The sequence below is a fragment of the Streptomyces sp. NPDC043853 genome (assembly GCF_056436025.1).
On record NZ_JBWKDJ010000008.1, the window covers coordinates 63,910 to 82,137 of the forward strand.

Consider the following 18,228-nt stretch of genomic DNA (forward strand, 5'->3'; position numbering starts at 1 on the left):
TCGTACCCCGCGGAGGCCCAGGCGGGCGGCCGTGTGTGCGGACATGCGCGCGCGGCTCCCCCGGAGTTGGTTCTCCGTACGCCAGTCGCCGTGCGTGCCCCCACCATAACCGGCCACGACACCGGCACGCTTTCGCTGTCCGCGGCGAGCGGCGAGGATAGAACAGACGCCACACGCTGTCACAGCCCTACCGGGCGCAGGACGGACGAACGGAGACCCCGTGTCGACTACCGCTGATGCCATCCGCTCCGCAGAAGCGCACAGCGCGCACAACTACCATCCCCTCCCCGTCGTCATCGCCTCCGCGGAGGGCGCCTGGATGACGGACATCGAGGGCAAGCGTTACCTCGACATGCTGGCCGGCTACTCGGCGCTCAATTTCGGCCACGGCAACCGGCGCCTCCTCGACGCCGCCAGAGCGCAGCTGGAGCGGGTCACGCTGACCTCCCGCGCCTTCCACCACGACCGGTTCTCCGAGTTCTGCGCGGAGCTCGCCGGGCTGTGCGGCAAGGAGATGGTGCTGCCCATGAACACGGGCGCGGAGGCGGTCGAGACGGCCGTCAAGACCGCCCGCAAGTGGGGCTACGAGGTCAAGGGGGTGCCCGACGGCCAGGCCAAGATCGTGGTGGCCGCGAACAACTTCCACGGCCGGACCACGACCATCGTGTCCTTCTCCACCGACCACGAGGCCCGCGACCACTACGGCCCCTACACCCCCGGCTTCGAGATCGTCCCGTACGGCGACCTGACGGCGCTGGCGGACGCGGTCACCGCGAACACGGTGGCGGTGCTGCTGGAGCCGGTCCAGGGCGAGGCGGGCGTACTGGTGCCGCCGCCGGGATACCTGCGCGGCGTACGGGAGTTGACCCGGCAGCGGAACGTGCTGTTCATGGCGGACGAGATCCAGTCCGGGCTCGGCCGGACCGGGCGCACCTTCGCCTGCGACCACGAGGACGTCGTCCCGGACGTCTACATCCTGGGCAAGGCGCTGGGCGGCGGCGTGGTCCCGGTGTCGGCGGTGGTCGCCGACCGGGACGTGCTCGGCGTGTTCCGGCCGGGCGAGCACGGCTCCACCTTCGGCGGGAACCCCCTCGCCTGCGCGGTGGCCCTGGAGGTCGTCGCGATCCTGCGCAGCGGCGAGTACCAGCAGCGGGCCGCCGAGCTCGGCGACCACCTGCACCAGGAACTGGGCCTGCTGGTGGGCGGGGGCGCGGTGACCGCCGTACGCGGGCGGGGCCTGTGGGCTGGCGTGGACATCGCGCCCGGGCACGGCTCCGGGCGGGAGGTGTCCGAGCGGCTCATGGAACGCGGGGTGCTGGTGAAGGACACCCACGGGGCCACGATCCGGATCGCGCCGCCTCTGGTGATCAGCAAGGAGGACCTGGACTGGGGGCTGGACCAGCTGCGGGCGGTGCTGTCCGCGTAGCGCGACCGGCGCACGGCGGGCGGCGGGCAGCGGGCGGCGGGCGTGCGCCGGGTCACCGGCGTCCGCGGGCCCTTCCGCAGCTTCCGCTGCTTCCGCTGCTTCCGTCAGAGGATCACGTGGGGCAGGAAGCGGGCGTACTCGTCCGTGATCAGCCCCGCGGACTCGCGGATGCCGAGCCCGGCCGCCTCCTCCTCGACGACCCACGCGCCGAGCACCACCCGGTTGCCGTCGAAGTCCGGCAGCGGGGCGAGGGCCTGGAAACACACCGGTTCCCGGGGCTCCCCCGGCTGCGCCGGCACGTACGGGGCGCCGCCGGGCGGGTGCACGGTGACCCCGGCGCCCTCGCGGCCCAGCAGCGGCTTGGCCACATAGCCGGGGCCGCCGTCCTCGGCGAGCTCGCGCGGCCCGTCGAGGTAGGCGGGCAGCAGGTTCGGGTGCTCCGGGAACAGCTCCCAGAGGACCGCCAGCAGCGCCTTGTTGGAGAGCAGCATCTTCCAGACGGGCTCGATCCAGCAGGTGCTGCCGGTGCCTCCGCCGGTGTCCAGGGTGTCGAGGACCTGCGGGCCGAACTCGTCCTCGGCCAGCCACTCCCACGGGTAGAGCTTGAAGCAGCTGCGGATGAACTTCAGCTTCTCGTCCACGAACCGGCCGGACAGCCGGTCCCAGCCGATCTTCTCGACGGACAGCGCGACCGTCTCCAGGCCGGCCTGTTCGGCGGTCTCCTGGAGGTAGGCGACGGTCATCAGGTCCTCGCCGAGCTCGTCGGCCTCGGAGTGCGCGAAGTGGACCGGGCCGGGCGGGAGCAGTTCGGCCTGCCGGCGCCAGGCGTCGACCAGGCGCTCGTGCAGGGAGTTCCACTGGTCGGCGCCGGGGAAGCGCTCCTCCATCCAGAACCACTGCGGGCTGGCCGCCTCCACCAGCGAGGTGGGGGTGTCGGCGTTGTACTCCAGCATCTTGGCCGGGCCGGTGCCGTCGTAGCGGAGGTCGAACCGGCCGTAGAGGGAGGGCTGTTCGGCGCGGCGCCGCCAGGACTCGGCGATCAGCCGCTGCAGCCCGGGGTCGGTGATCCCCAGGTCCGCGTAGCGCTCGTGCTCCACGATGTGCGCGGCCGCCGCCAGGCACATGGCGTGCAGGTCCTCGACGACGTCCTCCAGCGCCTCCACCTCGGGGAGGCTGAAGGAGTAGTACGCGCTCTCGTCCCAGTACGGGCGCAGGGAGTCGTCGGGGTAGCGGGTGAGCGGGTAGATCAGCCCCTGCTCCTCGACGGTCTTCTGCCAGTCGGGGCGGGGATCGATGGTGTGCCGCTTCACGTCCGGTCCTTGTCGTCCTGGGTTCTGCGCTGTGCCGGGTGGCGCCGGGCGGTGGCGCTCAGCCGCCGCTGGAGCTGGAGCCGCCGCCGATGCCGCCCCGCTTGACGGCGCTCTTGTCGAAGCTGCCGCCGGTGACCTTGTTGCCCGAGGGGACGTAGCCGCCGTAGTACCAGGCGCCGCGGCCGCCCTTCTTGCACTCCTCCATGTTGAGCTGGTCGAGGGTGACGCGGTCGGCGCAGCGGCGGTCCGGCTCGGAATCGCTGCCGCAGGCGACCAGGGTGGCCGCGAGCAGGCCCATGCCGCCGAGCGCGACCCCGCCGGAGCGCATGCGCCGCCGGGTCACGGCACTCACGGCACTGACGGCACTGACGGTGCCGGGCTCGATGCTGCTGCTTTCCATGTCTGATGCTCCCCCTACCGGTGGCGTGCTGCGGACAGACTAGGGGTGGCCGCGCTGGGGATGGAATCCGGCCGTCGCAGAGACCCCGGGTGAGGGCTGCACTACATTCTGTTTGTGCTGATTGGGATGGTTTGCGCGCTGGGTGCGGCGGTCTGCTTCGGTACGGCCTCGGTGCTGCAGGCCGTGGCGGCCCGCGCCGCGGCGGCGACCGGCGGGGCGGACGGGACCGGCGGGGCGGGATCGGGGGTGGACGCGGCCCTGTTCCTCCGGGCGGTACGGCAGTGGCGGTATCTGCTCGGTCTGACGCTCGACGGGGCGGGTTTCGTGCTCCAGATCATCGCGCTGCGGCGCATCCCGATCTACGCGGTGAGCGCCGCGCTGGCGGCGAGCCTCGCGGTCACCGCGGTGGTGGCGGCACGGCTGCTGCGGGTCCGGCTGAGCCGGGCGGAGTGGGCGGCGGTCGCCACCGTCTGCGCCGGGCTGGCGATACTCGGGCTCGCCTCGGGCGCGGAGGGCACGGAGGAGGGCTCCGACGCCCTGCGCTACGCCATGCTCGGGGTGGCGGCGGGCATCCTGCTGCTCGGCGCCGTGCTGGGCCCCCGGCTGCCGCAGGGGCCGCGGGCACTGGTGCTGGGCCTGGCCGCGGGCACGGGCTTCGGGGTGGTGGAGGTCTCGGTCCGCCTGATCGACGACCTCGCGCCGGCCGCGCTCCTGACGAACCCGGCCTTCTACGCCCTGCTGACCGGCGGCGGGGCGGCCTTCCTGCTCCTCACCTCCGCGCTGGCCCGCGGCTCGGTCACGACCGCGACGGCGGGCCTGGTCCTGGGCGAAACGGTCGGCCCGGCCCTGGTGGGCGTCCTCTGTCTGGGCGACCGCACCCGCCCCGGCCTCACCTGGCTCGCCGTCCTCGGCTTCGCCGTCGCCGTGGCCGGCGCGCTCGCCCTCTCCCGCTTCGGCGAACCGGCTCCGCCGGAGCCATGACCGGCTTCCGCGTTGGCCTTGGCGCCGCCTCCGCCGAGGCCGGGGCGACGCCGCCTCCGCCGGGGTCTGCGCGCGGCCTCCGCCGAGGTCCGGGCGCCGCGCCCGCCGGGGTCCGGGCGCCGCGCCCGCCGAGGGTGTGCGCGACGCCGCCTCCGCCAAGGTGTGCGCGGCCTCCGCCGAGGTGTGAGCAGGCGTCCCGCAGAGCTGCGCCCTCCCACACCCTCCGCCGGAGGGGCGGGCACGCGTTCCCCAGGGCTGCGCCCTCCCTCGCCCTCCGCCAGAGGTGCGGCCTGCCTCCGCCGGAGGTACGGGCGGCCTCCGCCGAGGTGTGGGCGGGCACCTCCGCCGAGGCTCGGGCAGGCCCCGCCGAGGTGTGGGCGGCCTCCGCCGAGGTGTGGGCGGGCACCTCCGCCGAGGTGTGGGCAGGCCCCACCGAGGTGTGGGCGGCCTCCGCCGAGGTGTGGGCGGGCACCTCCGCCGAGGTGCAGGCAGGCACCTCCGCTGAGGTGTGGGCAGGCAGCTCCGCTGAGGTGTGGGCAGGCGTTCCGCAGGGCGGAACGGGTGGGCACACCGGAACGCCGCCCAGCGGGCTCGCTCCCGCCCCACCGAAGCCATGGCGCGCTTCGCCGCAGCGCCGCCCGGGCAGGGCGGTGGCTTCGCCGGGCCCGGCACCGCCAGGAGCGGAGCTCCGCCCGGACGGGGTCCGGACCGCAGCCGGACCGGGGCGCGGGGAGGCTGCGCGAGCCCTCGCGGGACCGGGGTGCCGTGTGCCCACCCGTGCCGCCCTGCGGCACGACTGCCCACACGGCCGGGCGCATCCGGCCGCCCTGCCCCCACGGCCGAAGCAACGGCCGGCACCCGCACAGCACGGCGTGCGACCGCCGGCCCCGCACGGCCGTGGCAACGGCCGGCACCCGCACGGTCGCGGCGGCCGGCCGGCCGCCAGGGCAGCACCGGCCCGCAAGGGCAACGCCGCCCGCAAGGGCAACGCCGCGCGCTAGGGGAGCGCCGCGCACAGCGCCGCGAGCGTAGGCGCCCACGCACTGTCCGATGGCGTGCCGTAGCCCACCACCAGCGCGTCACGCGGCGGCAGCTCCGCCTCCGGGTGCCGGAACACCGCCAGCCCGTCCAGCGCGAGGTCGTGCCGCGCCGCGGACTGCAGGACGGCCCGCTCCGACCCCGGCCCGAGGTCCAGCACCGCGTGCAGCCCGGCCGCGATCCCGGACACCGCCACCCGCCCGCCGAGCGCCGCCACGAGCTGGTCCCGCCGCCGCCGGTACCGCAGCCGCATGCCGCGTACGTGCCGGTCGTACGCCCCCGAGGAGATGAACTGGGCCAGGGTCAGCTGCTCCAGCGCGCTGCACGTCCAGTCGACCGGCCCGCGGACCGCGAGGACCTCGTCCAGGAGCTCCGGCGGCACCACCATCCAGCCCATCCGCAGCCCCGGCGCGAGGGACTTGCTGGCCGTGCCCAGATAGACCACCCGGTCGGGGTCCAGCCCCTGGAGCGCGCCCACCGGCTGCCGGTCGTAGCGGAACTCCCCGTCGTAGTCGTCCTCCAGGACCAGCCCGCCCGAGGACCGTGCCCAGTCCACCGCCGCCGCCCGCCGGTCCGGGGTGAGCGCCACCCCGGTCGGGAACTGGTGCGCGGGCGTCATCAGCACCGCCCCCACCGGCAGTCCGGCCAGCGCGGGGGTGTCCGCCCCCGCCGCGTCCACGAGCAGCGGCCGGGTGCGCAGGCCCGCCGCCGCCAGCAGGTTCCGGTGGACGTCCAGGCTGTACGACTCCACCGCGACCTCCCGCACCCGCCGGGCCCGCAGCACCTTCGCCAGCAGCATCAGCCCGTGCACGAAGCCCGCGCACAGCACGATCCGCTCCGGGTCCGCGTGCACCCCGCGGGCCCGCGCGAGATAGCCGGCCAGTGCCTCCCGCAGCTCCACCCGGCCTCGCGGATCCCCGTACCCGAACGCCTCGTTCGGCGCCTCGGAGACGGCCTTGCGGGTGGCGGCGATCCAGGCCGCGCGCGGGAACCCGCCCAGGTCCGGGGAGCCGGGCAGCAGGCTGTACGCCGCGCCGCCCTGCCGGACCGGCCGGCGGACCGGCGCGGGCGCGGACCGGCGCGGCTCGGCCCGCGGCGCGACCCGGGTGCCCGAGCCCTGACGGGCGGTCAGCCAGCCCTCCGCGACCAGTTCGGCGTACGCCTCGGCGACCGTGTTCCGGGCGATGCCGAGGTCCGCGCTGAGCGTCCGCGAGGCCGGCAGCCGGGTGCCGGGCGTCAGCCGGCCGCTCCGCACGGCTTCGCGCAGGGCCTCCGCGAGACCGGCCTTCAGGCCTCGGCCGGCGGTCGGATCGATATGCAGATCGGCGCCGAACCCGCCCGAATTGGCCCAGGAATCCCTCATGGACATGGACCATATCGGTGGGTCGTTCGGCTCGTACGGTGGACACATGACGATCAACACGGAGCAGACCACCCAGACCGTCCAGACCCAGACCGCCCAACACGCTCAGCCCGCCCCTGACCAGCGCTTCGCCCCCGAAGAGCGGGCCCGGATGCAGTGGCACAGCCTCGCGCCGGACGTCTACAAGGCGATGGTCAACCTGGAGATCGCCGCCAAGAAGGACCTCGACCCGGTCCTGGTCGAGCTGGTCAAGACCCGCGCCTCACAGGTCAACCAGTGCGCCTTCTGCCTCGACATGCACGCCAAGGACGCCCTCGCAGCGGGCGAGACCGCCGAGCGGCTGATCCAGCTGAGCGCCTGGCGGGAATCCCGGCACTTCTACACCGAGAAGGAGCTGGCCGCGCTGGAGCTGACCGAGGCGGTCACCGTCCTCACGGACGGGTTCGTCCCGGACGAGGTGTACGCGCGGGCGGCCGAGCAGTTCGAGGAGGCCGAACTGGCCCGGCTGATCGCCGTGATCACGACGATCAACGCCTGGAACCGGTTCGGCGTCACCACCCGCTCGGTGCCGGGCCACTACAAGCCCGGCATGTTCAAGCACTGAGCCGCACCGCGTCCCGGTCACCCGCCGGGCCTGAACGCGGCCAGCGCCGCCGCCAGGTTCTGCCGCACGGTGTCCGGCGCGGTGGCCGGGCCGGCGGCCAGCACGGCCCACTTGGAGCCGTCGGCGGCGAGGAAGACCCGTTCGATGCCGTGCCGGCGGCCCCGGGACTCCGCGCTGTCGTAGGCGTAGACCAGCTCCGCGGCGTCCGTTCCGCCACCGACCGTGCCGAGGCTGATCTCCACGTAGTTCGGTGTGTTGGGCTGGCTGCGCAGGTGCCCGGAGGCGGCCCGTACGGCGTCGAGCGGGCTCAGGTCCGCCTCGGTCACCCGGAAGACCTGGAGCAGCGCGCTCCGGTCGGGCGAACGGTAGAACACGCCGTTCCCGCTCTTCTCCCGGTTCCATCCCTGGGGGACGGCGACGGTGAAGCCGTCGGCGTCCCGGACCGTGCGGTGCGATCCCGTGGGATCGGACGGGGCCGACGGGGCCGACGGATCCGACGGGGGACCGGAGGCGCCGGCCGAGGGGGAGCCCGTCGCGGACGGAGTCCCGGACGGCATCGGGGACGGGGTCCCGGACGGGGCCCCCGAGGGCGTGTCGGCCGACGGCAGCGGCGTCTCCGGCGCGGACGGAGCGGCCGAGGCACTGCCGGACGGCACCACCGGACCGTGCAGCTCCGGCTTCGCCCCGGAGTCGTCCCGCTGTACGAACCACACGGCGGCCGCGCCCAGCGCCACCGCCGCGACGGCGATGCCCGCCGTCACCGGGACCAGCCGGCCGCGCGTACGGGGGTCGTGCGGCGCCGGCGGCAGGGGTGCGTAGGCCGCCGGGGGCAGGGGCGGGAGCGGCGGCGCGGCGGGACCGGGCCCGGACCAGACCTGCGGCGGGACGGGCCACCCCGGCCCCGCGGGCGGCGACGCGTCCGCCGGGGCCGGACCTCCCTGCCGCGGCACCGGCCATGCCTGGGCCGGGTTCGGCGGCGGCGTCGGCGTCGGGCCGTGGTTCGGGGCAGCGCCCGGCCACCCCGGGCCCGCGGCCGTGACGGCCTCGGACGCGGCCGGACCTGCCCACCACTCGCCCGGGGCGGGGTTCGGGGACGGCGACGGGGCCGTGGCCGGGACCGGAGCCCCCGCCGACGGCTCCCCCGGGGCCTGCTCCGCCGGGTCGGCCGGTTGCGGACCGTTGTCCGGAGCCGGAGCCGGAGCCGGAGCCGGAGCCGGGGCCGGGTCTGCCGGGCCGGAGGGCTCCGGGCCGTACTCCGGAACTCCCGGCGCCGGGGCCGCGGGATCTCCGGAGGTGGTCCAGCGCTGGGTCACCGGGTCCCAGCGGGGCGTGGAGGAGGCCATCGCTCAGCCGCCCAACGCGGTCAGCAGGCCGGCCAGTGCGGCCGCCGCGCTGACCGACTCCACCAGCGGAGCCCAGCGGTCCAGTGCGCCGCGCAGCCGCGCCAGGACCCCGGGGCGGATCTCCTCCGCCTCCTCCAGGTCCCCGGCCGCCTCGTCGAGTTCACCGTCCAGGGCCGTACGGTCGGCGCTGCGGGGCAGCCGGACCAGGGCGGCCCGCAGCTCCCGTACGGCCTCCAGCAGTTCCTCCGGCCCGGGGCCGGTGTCCCCGCCGTAATGATGCGTCACGCTGATCGTGTGGTTGCTGCCGCCGATGCTGAAGGCGCTGCCGCTGACGTCGCCCAGCACCACCGCCGGCCGGTCGCCCGCGCCGTTCCCGCCGCCCACGCCGCTCCCGGCACCCACGCCGCCGCTCCCGTCGTTCGCGTTACCTGCCACTGCCGTTCCCCCTGCCGGTGTGTCCGGCGCTGATGGTGTGTCCGGAGCCTCCCACGCTGAACGCGCTGTGGTTCGCCTCCCGGATGTACGTCCCGCCCGAGTTGACGATGACCGCGGCCCGCTGCGCGAACTCCTCGGTGTGCCAGCCGGCTTCGTGCAGGGCCTCGGTCACCCCTGCCACCACCCGGTCCTCGATGGTCTTCCGGTACCGGTCGAGGTCCATCAGGTGGAAGATCGTCCCGTTGTCCTGCGAGGCCAGTTCGCGCACCGACGCCCAGGCCCCCTCCGGACGCGCCCCGCCGTGGCCGCCGGTGACGATCCGCCACCAGCTCGCCACGCCACGGCCCAGGGTGACGACCGAGGCCGTGAAGGACCGAGGCGTGTGCACCAGGGCCCAGGCCGCCTTGCCGATCCAGTTGTTCCGCAGGTGGCGGTGGGCGTCGGCGTCCGCGTTCAGGAAGGCGACCGGCAGCGGGAGCAGCACGTGCGGGGCGACCTCCAGCATCAGCATGCCGCCCTGGGTGTGCACCCGTACGAACACGGTGACCACCAGGTTCTCGTCCCAGCCGCCGACCCGGACCCGCAGGAAGTGGCGGCGGCGCTCGCCGCCCTCCTCGATGGAGGCGGCCCGGTGCTCCGCGAACGCCTCCGCCTGGACCGGGGCGTTGTCGCGGTGCGCCAGCCCGTCGGCCGGCAGGTGGACGACCTCTTCGATGACCAGCTCGCGCAGGCGGTCCCGGACCAGTTCCTGCACCTGCCGGGAGCCGTGCGGGGACGGCACCCGCAGCTGCTGCAGCCGGGGGACGATCCTGCCGAGCAGGTCGGCGTTGGTGGGCGGGACCGGCTTGCGGTCCGGGCCGAGGTCGGCGCGCGGGCGGAGCTCCACGGAGAGGTGCCAGGGCCGGAAGGGCTCGCCGGAGCCGCACAGCGGGTCGTTGACGTCGTAGACGACCAGGGGTGACCACTGCTCGTTGCGGATGCGCCGGCGGATCCGCTCGTGGCGGGCGCCGGGCGAGGCCTCGGCGGGGTCGTGCGCGTGGTCGGCGTACCGGGTCGGGTTGAGGTCGCCCGCGATGGTCCGGGCGACGTGTCCCCGCTGCAGGGCGACCAGGGTGACCAGGCCGGCGAAGAGGCCGAGCACCCCCCAGAGCTCCAGGGAGCTCGACAGGTCGAGATCGGAGCCGCGCGCGGAGTCGTACGGGGAGTCGTAGGACGGCCCGTAGGGACCGTAGTCGGAACCGGACCAGGAACCGGACCAGGAGCCGGACGAAGAGCCGTCCGCGCCGAACACCTCCAGCAGGAGGTCGGTCACGTCCCCGCCCAGGCCGATCACCAGGAGCAGCAGTGTGACCAGGAAGAGGACGGCGTAGACCCGCAGCAGCACGCCGACGACCCTCAGCAGGGCCGAGCCCCGGGAGCCCAGCCAGCGGGCCAGGGCGAAGACCAGGAAGGGGACGAACAGCAGGAGCAGCAGCCAGTCGGTGAGCAGGAAGCCGACCAGCCAGGTGAGGAGGACGGCGGCGGCCCAGCCGAGCTCGGCGCGGCGCGCGCGCAGCGCGTGGGCAAGCACCCGGGTGGCGTCGTAGCCGTGGGAGGGGGCGGCGAGCCGCTCCTCGTGGACGTAGAGCTCGTGGATGACCCGGTCGCGGAAGACCGCGTCGATGTACGTCCCCGCGCACAGCAGTCGGCCTGCTTCGCTGAGGGAGGGGTGGACCGGCGGGCGGCCGTTCCGTGGGTCGTCCCAGCCGTCGCCGGTGGACTGCGGAGGGATGGGGGAGTCGGTCACCGGCCGACTTTATTTTCGGCCTACATGGATCGACAGGCGGTTTTGCGCCAAAGAGCCCCGGCCTGGTTTGGCCGGGGCTCTTTCAGGACAAAACCGCGCGTGCGGCTCGGGGCCGGATCAGATCAGGCCGAGCTCGCGGACCGCGTCGCGCTCCTCGGCGAGCTCGGCGACCGAGGCGTCGATGCGGGTGCGGGAGAACTCGTTGATGTCCAGGCCCTGGACGATCTCGTACTTGCCGTCCTTGCAGACGACCGGGAAGGAGGAGATCAGACCCTCCGGGACGCCGTAGGAGCCGTCCGACGGGATGCCCATGGAGGTCCAGTCGCCCGCGGCGGTGCCGTTGACCCAGGTGTGGACGTGGTCGATGGCGGCGTTCGCGGCGGAGGCGGCCGAGGACGCGCCACGGGCCTCGATGATCGCGGCGCCGCGCTTGGCGACGGTCGGGATGAAGGTGTCGGCCAGCCACGCCTCGTCGTTCACGACCTCGGCGGCGTTCTTGCCGGCGATCTCCGCGTGGAAGATGTCCGGGTACTGGGTGGCGGAGTGGTTGCCCCAGATGGTCAGGCGCTTGATGTCGGAGACGGCGGCACCGGTCTTGGCGGCCAGCTGCGAGATCGCGCGGTTGTGGTCCAGGCGGGTCATCGCGGTGAAGCGCTCCGCCGGTACGTCCGGGGCGGCGGCCTGGGCGATCAGGGCGTTGGTGTTGGCCGGGTTGCCGACGACCAGGACCTTGATGTCGTCCGCGGCGTTGTCGTTGATGGCCTTGCCCTGCGGCTTGAAGATGCCGCCGTTGGCGGAGAGCAGGTCACCGCGCTCCATGCCCGCGGTGCGGGGGCGGGCGCCGACCAGCAGGGCGACGTTCGCGCCGTCGAACGCCTTGTTGGCGTCGTCGGTGATCTCGATGCCGCGCAGCAGCGGGAAGGCGCAGTCGTCGAGCTCCATGGCGGTGCCCTCGGCGGCCTTGAGGCCCTGCGGGATCTCAAGGAGGCGCAGGTTGACCGGCACGTCCGCGCCGAGCAGGTGGCCGGACGCGATGCGGAAGAGCAGCGCGTAGCCGATCTGGCCGGCGGCGCCGGTCACGGTGACATTCACGGGAGTGCGGGTCATGGCCTTCTCCGTTAGACAGCTGGCGGTGGGGCGTGTCCCTGCCCCATGTGCGCAGGCTATCCGACCTCGACAGGGGCCGACTCCCGGGTACCTGTGGTACGTGGCACACGGCGCCGGTGGTTTGAAGGCGCGAACGGCGTTCGACCTTGGTCGATGCGACAGATCCGGCCGCCGGGGGCAGCCGGCCGGTGCTCACCCCGTCAGCGGGGACACCGGCCGGTCTTCACCCTGTTGCTCCAGTCCGGCGCTTCACCCTATTGCTTCACCCTCTTGCTTCATCCTGTTGCTTCGCCCCGTCAGCGGACGATGAACCGGACGCTGTCCTCCAGGAAGGGGACCTCCACCAGCGAATCGGGCTCGATCATCAGCGCGAGCATCGTGATCGCCCCGCCGAGCAGCCCGTACATCACCACGTCCGTGAAGCGGGACCGGACCGCGAGCATGCCCACCGACGGCAGCACCTGGCGCAGCACGGCGGCCGCGATCAGCACCACCCCGATGATCAGGCAGCCGACCCGGGGATGCCCGAAGGCGGTGAACAGCAGTCCGGCCGCGGTCGCCGCCAGCACGCTGAGCATGGGCCACTGGCGGGCCGGTGCGGGCGCGTCGCCCGGTGCCGCGCGGCCGCCGCCCTCGGGGCGGGCGGTGTCCTGGGTGACGGAGGGGAAGCGCCGTGACTTCCGCTCGCCGTGGTCAACCACCGGTCGTTCTCCCTGCTCAGCCCGCACTGGCCGCCCGTTCCGCCGCCTCGACCACGTTCACCAGCAGCTGGGCCCGGGTCATCGGGCCCACTCCGCCGGGGTTCGGGGAGATCCAGGCGGCCACCTGCTCCACGCCCGGGTGCACGTCGCCGACGATCTTCCCGGCCTCGTCGCGGCTGACGCCGACGTCGAGCACCGCCGCGCCCGGCTTGACGTCCTCCGGCTTGACCAGGTGCGGGACGCCGGCCGCGGCCACGATGATGTCCGCCTGCCGCAGCAGCCCGGACAGGTCGCGGGTGCCGGTGTGGCAGAGGGTGACGGTCGCGTTCTCCGACTTGCGGGTGAGCAGCAGGCCGATGGAGCGGCCCACGGTGATGCCGCGCCCGAGGACCACGACGTGCGCGCCGTTGATCTCCACGCCGTGGTGGCGCAGCAGCTGCACGATGCCGTACGGGGTGCAGGGCAGCGGACCCGGCTCGTTGAGCACCAGGTGCCCGAGCGAGGTCGGGTGCAGGCCGTCGGCGTCCTTGGCCGGGTCCATCAACATCAGGACCCGGTTGGTGTCGATGCCCTTGGGGAGTGGCAGTTGCACGATGTAGCCGGTGCAGGCCGGGTCCTCGTTGAGCTCGTGGACGACCGCCTCGATCTCTTCCTGGGTGGCCGTCGCGGGCAGTTCGCGCCGGATGGACTCGATGCCGACCTCGGCACAGTCCTTGTGCTTGCCGTTGACGTACCAGCGGCTGCCCGGGTCGTCGCCGACCAGCAGGGTGCCGAGACCGGGGACCACGCCCCGGGCCCTGAGCGCCTCGACGCGGGTGGTGAGTTCGGACTTGATCGCGGCTGCGGTGGCCTTGCCGTCGAGAATCTGGGCGGTCATGTACCCATCCTTCCGGATGGACCCGCCCCGGTTCCAGTCGGCCGACCGGGCGGCGCGACGGCGGTGTGCCGCAGTTGTCCCGAAGGTGTGCGCAACGGGTTGCACTTGCACAACAACTCGCCGTACAACTGCCCGGTCAGCTGGACAAGTCACCGGGCGTACCACCACGATGGCCGGAAAATACCGCGGACAGTGCCGGGGGGCGGACCGCTCAGTCTCTGTGTTTCCTCCGCGCGGGCCGCGCGTCCCCACCCACGGAGGAACACCCCACCATGAGCTTCGGCGACCCGAACAACCCGTACGGGGCCCCACAGGGTCAGCCCCAGTACGGCTACCCGCAGCAGGCCCCGCAGGGCATTCCGCAGCAGGCCGCGTACGGCTACCCGCAGCAGGCGGGCTACGGCTACCCGGCGGGACCGGGCGCCGGCTACCCCGCGGGCATGCCGGTCGGAATGCCCGGCGGCGTGGTCGCGGCCCGCGTGATCCTGTTCATCCAGGGCGGCCTGCAGGCCCTCGGCGGCGTGATCGTGCTGCTCGTCGGCGGGATCTTCGCCGCGGCCAGCAGCGACTCCAGCTCCTCCGAGGCGCAGGACCTGGGCGCGCTGGCCGGCGGCGTCGCCGTGGTCGTGGGCCTCGCCCTGATCGCCTTCTCGCTGTGGCCGATCCTGACCGCCGCCAAGCTGGGCAAGGGCCGCGGCGGCGTCCGCGTCTCCGGCATCATCTACGGCTCGCTGCAGGCGCTGTTCGCCGCGATCAGCCTGCTGGTCAACCTGGTCGCGCTGTCGGAAGCGGACGCCGCGGCCGGCGGCATCGTGTTCTCCGTCATCCTGACGCTGATCTCGCTGGCGCTGGGCATCTGGACCATCGCGGGCCTGTCCAACTCGGCCGCGGGCGCCTACTTCAAGCGCCCGTAACCCGCTCCCGCCACGGCGAAGGCCCCCGCCCCGCACACCGTGCGGAACGGGGGCCTTCGCCGTGCGGCGCCCAGGGCCCCAGGAACTCAGGGCCCCAGGGCCCCAGGAACTCAGTGGAAGAAGTGCCGGGTCCCGGTGAAGTACATGGTCACGCCGGCCGCCTCGGCCGCCTCGATGACCTGCTCGTCACGGACCGAACCGCCCGGCTGGACGACCGCCTTGACGCCCGCGCCGGTCAGGATCTCCAGCCCGTCCGGGAACGGGAAGAAGGCGTCGGACGCGGCGTACGAGCCCTGCGCGCGCTCCGCGCCGGCCCGCTCGACCGCGAGCTTGGCCGAGTCCACCCGGTTGACCTGGCCCATGCCGACGCCGACCGAGGCACCGTCCTTGGCCAGCAGGATCGCGTTCGACTTCACCGCGCGGCACGCCTTCCAGGCGAAGGCCAGCTCGGCCAGGTCCGCAGCAGACAGGGCCTCGCCCGTCGCCAGGGTCCAGTTCGCCGGGTCGTCGCCCTCGGCCTGGAGCACGTCGGACTGCTGGAGCAGCACACCGCCGCTGATCGGCTTCAGGTCGCCCGGCTGGTGCGGGGTGCCGTCCACCTTCAGCACGCGGATGTTCTTCTTCCGGGCGAGGACCTCGACGGCCCCGTCCTCGTACGCCGGGGCCGCGATGACCTCGGTGAAGATCTCCGCCACCTGCTCGGCCATCGCCACGGTGACCGGGCGGTTCACGGCGATCACGCCGCCGAAGGCGGACAGCGGGTCGCAGGCGTGGGCCTTGCGGTGGGCCTCGGCGACGTCCGCGCCGATCGCGATGCCGCACGGGTTGGCGTGCTTGATGATCGCGACGCAGGGCTCGTCGTGGTCGTAGGCGGCCCGGCGGGCGGCCTCGGTGTCCACGTAGTTGTTGAAGGACATCTCCTTGCCGTGCAGCTGCTCGGCGTTGGCGAGCCCGCCCGGCTGCCCGTCGGAGTAGAGGGCGGCCGCCTGGTGCGGGTTCTCGCCGTAGCGCAGGCCGGCCTTGCGCTCCCAGGCCCCGGCGAGGAACTCGGGCAGGTCCCCCTCCTGCTCGCTCTCGGGCGCGTACGCATTCGTGAACCAGGAGGCCACGGCCACGTCGTAGGCCGCGGTGTGCTGGAAGGCCTCGGCGGCCAGCCGCTTGCGGGCGGACAGCTCGAAGCCGCCGGCCTGGACGGCCGCGAGGACGTCGGCGTAGCGGGCCGGGCTGGTGACCACGGCGACGGAGGGGTGGTTCTTGGCCGCGGCGCGGACCATCGACGGGCCGCCGATGTCGATCTGCTCCACGCACTCGTCGGGGGTGGCGCCGGAGGCGACGGTCTCCCGGAACGGGTAGAGGTTCACCACGACCAGGTCGAAGGGCTCGACACCGAGCTCGGCGAGCTGCTCGCGGTGGCTGTCCAGGCGCAGGTCGGCGAGGATGCCGGCGTGCACGCGGGGGTGCAGGGTCTTGACCCGGCCGTCCAGGCACTCGGGGAAGCCGGTGAGCTCCTCGACCTTGGTGACCGGGACGCCCGCGGCGGCGATCTTCGAGGCGGTCGACCCGGTGGAGACCAGCGAGACGCCCGCCTCGTGCAGCCCGCGGGCGAGCTCCTCCAGTCCGGTCTTGTCGTACACGCTGATCAGCGCCCGGCGGATCGCCCGCTGCGTGGTGGTCACTGGATCGTTACCTTTCGTCCCTCAATGCGGTAGCCGTGCCGGGCCAGTCGCCCCACGACCTCGACGAGCAGCCTGCGCTCGACTTCCTTGATGCGCTCGTGGAGAGCGGCTTCGTCGTCCTCGTCACGGACCTCGACCACACCCTGGGCGATGATCGGTCCGGTGTCCACGCCGTCGTCCACGAAGTGGACGGTGCAGCCGGTGACCTTCGCCCCGTAGGCGAGCGCGTCGCGGACGCCGTGCGCGCCGGGGAAGGCGGGCAGCAGGGCGGGGTGGGTGTTGACGAACCGTCCCCCGAACCGCTCCAGGAACTCCTTGCCCACGATCTTCATGAACCCGGCGGACACGACGAGGTCGGGTTCGTACGCGGCGGTGGCCCCGGCGAGCGCCCGGTCCCACTCCTCGCGACTGCCGTACTCCTTGACCGGGCACACGAAGGTCGGGATGCCGGCCTTCTCGGCCCGCTCCAGCCCGGCGATGCCGTGCCGGTCGGCGCCCACGGCGACGACGCGCGCGCCGAAACCCTCGGGCCCGCCGGGGTGGGAGTCGATGGCATCGAGCAGGGCCTGGAGGTTGGTGCCGGAACCGGAGACCAGCACGACCAGGCGGGAGGCGGCCATGGGGGCCCTTTCTCGCGACTACATCTTGTGCGATCGCACGAAAATCGGAACCCCTCGTATACGGGGGACCCTACGAAGCGACCGACCGCCTGCAACGATACCGGCAGAGCGGACGGCCCCCGAGGGACGGTCCCAGCCCCGGGCGGTAGCGTCTGGCATTGACAAGGACAACCGCTCTGTTCACTCGACCCATTCGACCCAGGGGAAGAAACGCACCCGATGCCGGACCGCCCTCAGTCCTCCGCCCCGACCCCCACGCCCAAGGACGACGACAACCCGTTCGCGGCGCCCCCGGAGGGGCGGCCCGACCAGCCGTGGCAGCCCCGCCACGGCGCGGACGAGCACCAGCGCCAGGAGGGCGGGCCCGGCGGCGGCCCCGGCACCGGCATGGGCGGCGGCCCGGCCCGCTGGGACCCGACCGACCCGGTCCAGCGGCGGGCCCGCTACGCCCTGCTGGCCGGCATGTGGGGCTTCTTCTTCGGCCTCTTCGGCATCCCGTCCATGGGCCTCCTGCTGGGCGCGCTGGCCCTGTACTGGGGCGTGAGCGCGCTGCGCGGAACGCCGAAGGCGCCGGACGCGACCGGGGGCACCACCCCCGCCCCGGCCCCGGCCCCCGTCCCCGCGGCGTACGCCAAGCCCCAGCGCACCGCGGCGGTCGGCGGTCTGATCACGGCGTCCCTGGCCCTGTTGGTGGCGGCGTCCTCGTACACCCTGCAGATCGCGTACAAGGACTTCTACGTCTGCCGCGACGACGCCCTGACCCGCACCGCGGAACTGAAGTGCAACGACGAACTCCCGAAGCCGCTGCGCGAACTGATCGGCGTCAAGCGATGACCCTGCGGGGCCTTTGACGGTTCCCCACGGCCCGCCCTCCCCGTCAGCCCCCTCCCCGGCGCCGGAGGCGCGGTGCCGGGCGAGCCGCGCCCTCCACACCCGGAGGGGGGCGATCGCCCGCACCGCGCGCGCCGACGGGGGGCGAGGGCGCGCCCGCTCCCCCACCCCGCCCCACCGGGGGCATCTCGGGCACTGAGCCCCGCGTCCGCCCCGTCGGCACCAGGCAGCGAAACGGCCACGCCCCAGGCGCGAACCCCGCACGCCGCTCCCGCCGGAGCCATGGCCGGGCTGAGCCACGGCCGAACCCCTCAGCACCGCAAAGCGGCAGGCCGACCCCGCCGCAGGCGCGTAGGCGGGAGGCCACACCACACCCCTCCACCGCCGCAACCGGTCGACCACCTGCGCCGCAGGCACGAACCCCGCACGCCGCTCCCGCCGGAGCCCGCGGCATCTCAGGGCGGCGGGACGGCCACGCCCGTGGGCGCGAACGAAGAGGTCGCGGCCGGCTCACCCGGCCCGCTGGAGGCACGGCGGGACGGTCCTCCCGGGCGCCCGCCACTGGCACCAGTCACACCGAGGGCGGCCCCCGTCCCCTGCCCAGGCCTCGCAGGCGCCGGCGCGAGCCGGGCCGGTTCCGCCTCCGCGACACGGCGACCTCTCGCCAACGGAGGGAAGCCCTTCGGGCCTCTGCCGCCGGAAGGCGGCGGGGCGGCAGCGCCGGAGGCGCCGTGGTGGGGGAGCCGCGCCGGCGTTCGAGGCGTTTCGGGGTGGGGTCCCCCCGGACGGAGTCCGGGGGGACGGGGTGGCGAATTG

At 74.1% G+C, this 18,228-nt stretch carries 16 protein-coding genes and 1 riboswitch; of the genes, 5 read left to right on the forward strand and 11 right to left on the reverse strand.

Annotated features, from left to right (window positions below):
• Nucleotides 1-8: 8 nt before the first annotated feature.
• Nucleotides 9-99: riboswitch (ZMP/ZTP riboswitch) on the reverse strand.
• 121 nt (nt 100-220) lie between these two features.
• On the forward strand, nt 221-1,426 hold the full coding sequence (gene rocD / locus AC067U_RS21635; RefSeq protein ID WP_478831381.1) for an ornithine--oxo-acid transaminase: 1,206 nt from the start codon (nt 221-223) through the stop codon (nt 1,424-1,426).
• 104 nt (nt 1,427-1,530) lie between these two features.
• On the opposite strand, the gene AC067U_RS21640 is transcribed toward rocD, so the two are convergent.
• Both AC067U_RS21640 and AC067U_RS21645 read right to left on the reverse strand, forming a co-directional pair.
• Complete coding sequence (locus tag AC067U_RS21640) at nt 1,531-2,736, reverse strand: glutathionylspermidine synthase family protein (RefSeq protein WP_478831382.1); 1,206 nt, start codon at nt 2,734-2,736, stop codon at nt 1,531-1,533.
• Nucleotides 2,737-2,794: 58 nt separating this feature from the next.
• Nucleotides 2,795-3,136 (reverse strand): hypothetical protein, encoded by a 342-nt coding sequence (locus tag AC067U_RS21645; RefSeq protein ID WP_478831383.1) that lies wholly within the window; start codon nt 3,134-3,136, stop codon nt 2,795-2,797.
• 126 nt (nt 3,137-3,262) lie between these two features.
• On the opposite strand from AC067U_RS21645, the gene AC067U_RS21650 reads away from it, so the two are divergent.
• Nucleotides 3,263-4,117 (forward strand): DMT family transporter, encoded by an 855-nt coding sequence (locus tag AC067U_RS21650; protein ID WP_478831634.1) that lies wholly within the window; start codon nt 3,263-3,265, stop codon nt 4,115-4,117.
• Nucleotides 4,118-5,114: 997 nt separating this feature from the next.
• On the opposite strand, the gene pdxR is transcribed toward AC067U_RS21650, so the two are convergent.
• A complete protein-coding gene (gene pdxR, locus AC067U_RS21655; RefSeq protein ID WP_478831384.1) occupies nt 5,115-6,518 on the reverse strand; it encodes a MocR-like pyridoxine biosynthesis transcription factor PdxR in 1,404 nt (467 codons plus the stop codon).
• A 151-nt stretch (nt 6,519-6,669) separates the two neighbouring features.
• On the opposite strand from pdxR, the gene AC067U_RS21660 reads away from it, so the two are divergent.
• A complete protein-coding gene (locus AC067U_RS21660; RefSeq protein ID WP_478831635.1) occupies nt 6,670-7,122 on the forward strand; it encodes a carboxymuconolactone decarboxylase family protein in 453 nt (150 codons plus the stop codon).
• A 17-nt stretch (nt 7,123-7,139) separates the two neighbouring features.
• Here the strand turns inward: AC067U_RS21660 and AC067U_RS21665 are convergent, their stop codons facing one another.
• The 6 genes from AC067U_RS21665 to AC067U_RS21690 form a co-directional block, all read right to left on the reverse strand.
• Nucleotides 7,140-8,072 carry a hypothetical protein gene (locus tag AC067U_RS21665; RefSeq protein ID WP_478831385.1) on the reverse strand — a complete coding sequence of 311 codons (933 nt, stop codon included), beginning with the start codon at nt 8,070-8,072 and terminating at the stop codon, nt 7,140-7,142.
• A gap of 396 nt (nt 8,073-8,468) precedes the next feature.
• Nucleotides 8,469-8,867 carry a hypothetical protein gene (locus AC067U_RS21670; protein ID WP_478831386.1) on the reverse strand — a complete coding sequence of 133 codons (399 nt, stop codon included), beginning with the start codon at nt 8,865-8,867 and terminating at the stop codon, nt 8,469-8,471.
• Between the two features lie 22 nt (nt 8,868-8,889).
• Complete coding sequence (locus tag AC067U_RS21675; RefSeq protein WP_478831387.1) at nt 8,890-10,686, reverse strand: hypothetical protein; 1,797 nt, start codon at nt 10,684-10,686, stop codon at nt 8,890-8,892.
• A 117-nt stretch (nt 10,687-10,803) separates the two neighbouring features.
• A complete protein-coding gene (locus tag AC067U_RS21680) occupies nt 10,804-11,793 on the reverse strand; it encodes a malate dehydrogenase (protein ID WP_478831388.1) in 990 nt (329 codons plus the stop codon).
• A 296-nt stretch (nt 11,794-12,089) separates the two neighbouring features.
• Entirely contained in the window at nt 12,090-12,494 is a 405-nt protein-coding gene (locus AC067U_RS21685; protein WP_478831389.1) for a DUF3017 domain-containing protein, read from the reverse strand.
• Nucleotides 12,495-12,510: 16 nt separating this feature from the next.
• On the reverse strand, nt 12,511-13,371 hold the full coding sequence (locus AC067U_RS21690; protein WP_478831390.1) for a bifunctional methylenetetrahydrofolate dehydrogenase/methenyltetrahydrofolate cyclohydrolase: 861 nt from the start codon (nt 13,369-13,371) through the stop codon (nt 12,511-12,513).
• Between the two features lie 272 nt (nt 13,372-13,643).
• Here AC067U_RS21690 and AC067U_RS21695 point away from each other — a divergent pair, with 272 nt between their 5' ends.
• Complete coding sequence (locus AC067U_RS21695; protein WP_478831391.1) at nt 13,644-14,285, forward strand: hypothetical protein; 642 nt, start codon at nt 13,644-13,646, stop codon at nt 14,283-14,285.
• A 110-nt stretch (nt 14,286-14,395) separates the two neighbouring features.
• On the opposite strand, the gene purH is transcribed toward AC067U_RS21695, so the two are convergent.
• On the reverse strand, nt 14,396-15,961 hold the full coding sequence (purH, locus tag AC067U_RS21700) for a bifunctional phosphoribosylaminoimidazolecarboxamide formyltransferase/IMP cyclohydrolase (RefSeq protein ID WP_478831392.1): 1,566 nt from the start codon (nt 15,959-15,961) through the stop codon (nt 14,396-14,398).
• The gene (purN, locus tag AC067U_RS21705; protein WP_478831393.1) at nt 15,958-16,581 is read right to left on the reverse strand and encodes a phosphoribosylglycinamide formyltransferase; all 624 of its coding nucleotides are present in this window, start codon (nt 16,579-16,581) and stop codon (nt 15,958-15,960) included. The genes purH and purN overlap by 4 nt, the downstream gene beginning before the upstream one ends.
• Before the next feature lie 219 nt (nt 16,582-16,800).
• Between purN and AC067U_RS21710 the strand changes: the two genes are divergently transcribed.
• A complete protein-coding gene (locus AC067U_RS21710; RefSeq protein WP_478831394.1) occupies nt 16,801-17,415 on the forward strand; it encodes a hypothetical protein in 615 nt (204 codons plus the stop codon).
• Nucleotides 17,416-18,228 lie beyond the last annotated feature (813 nt).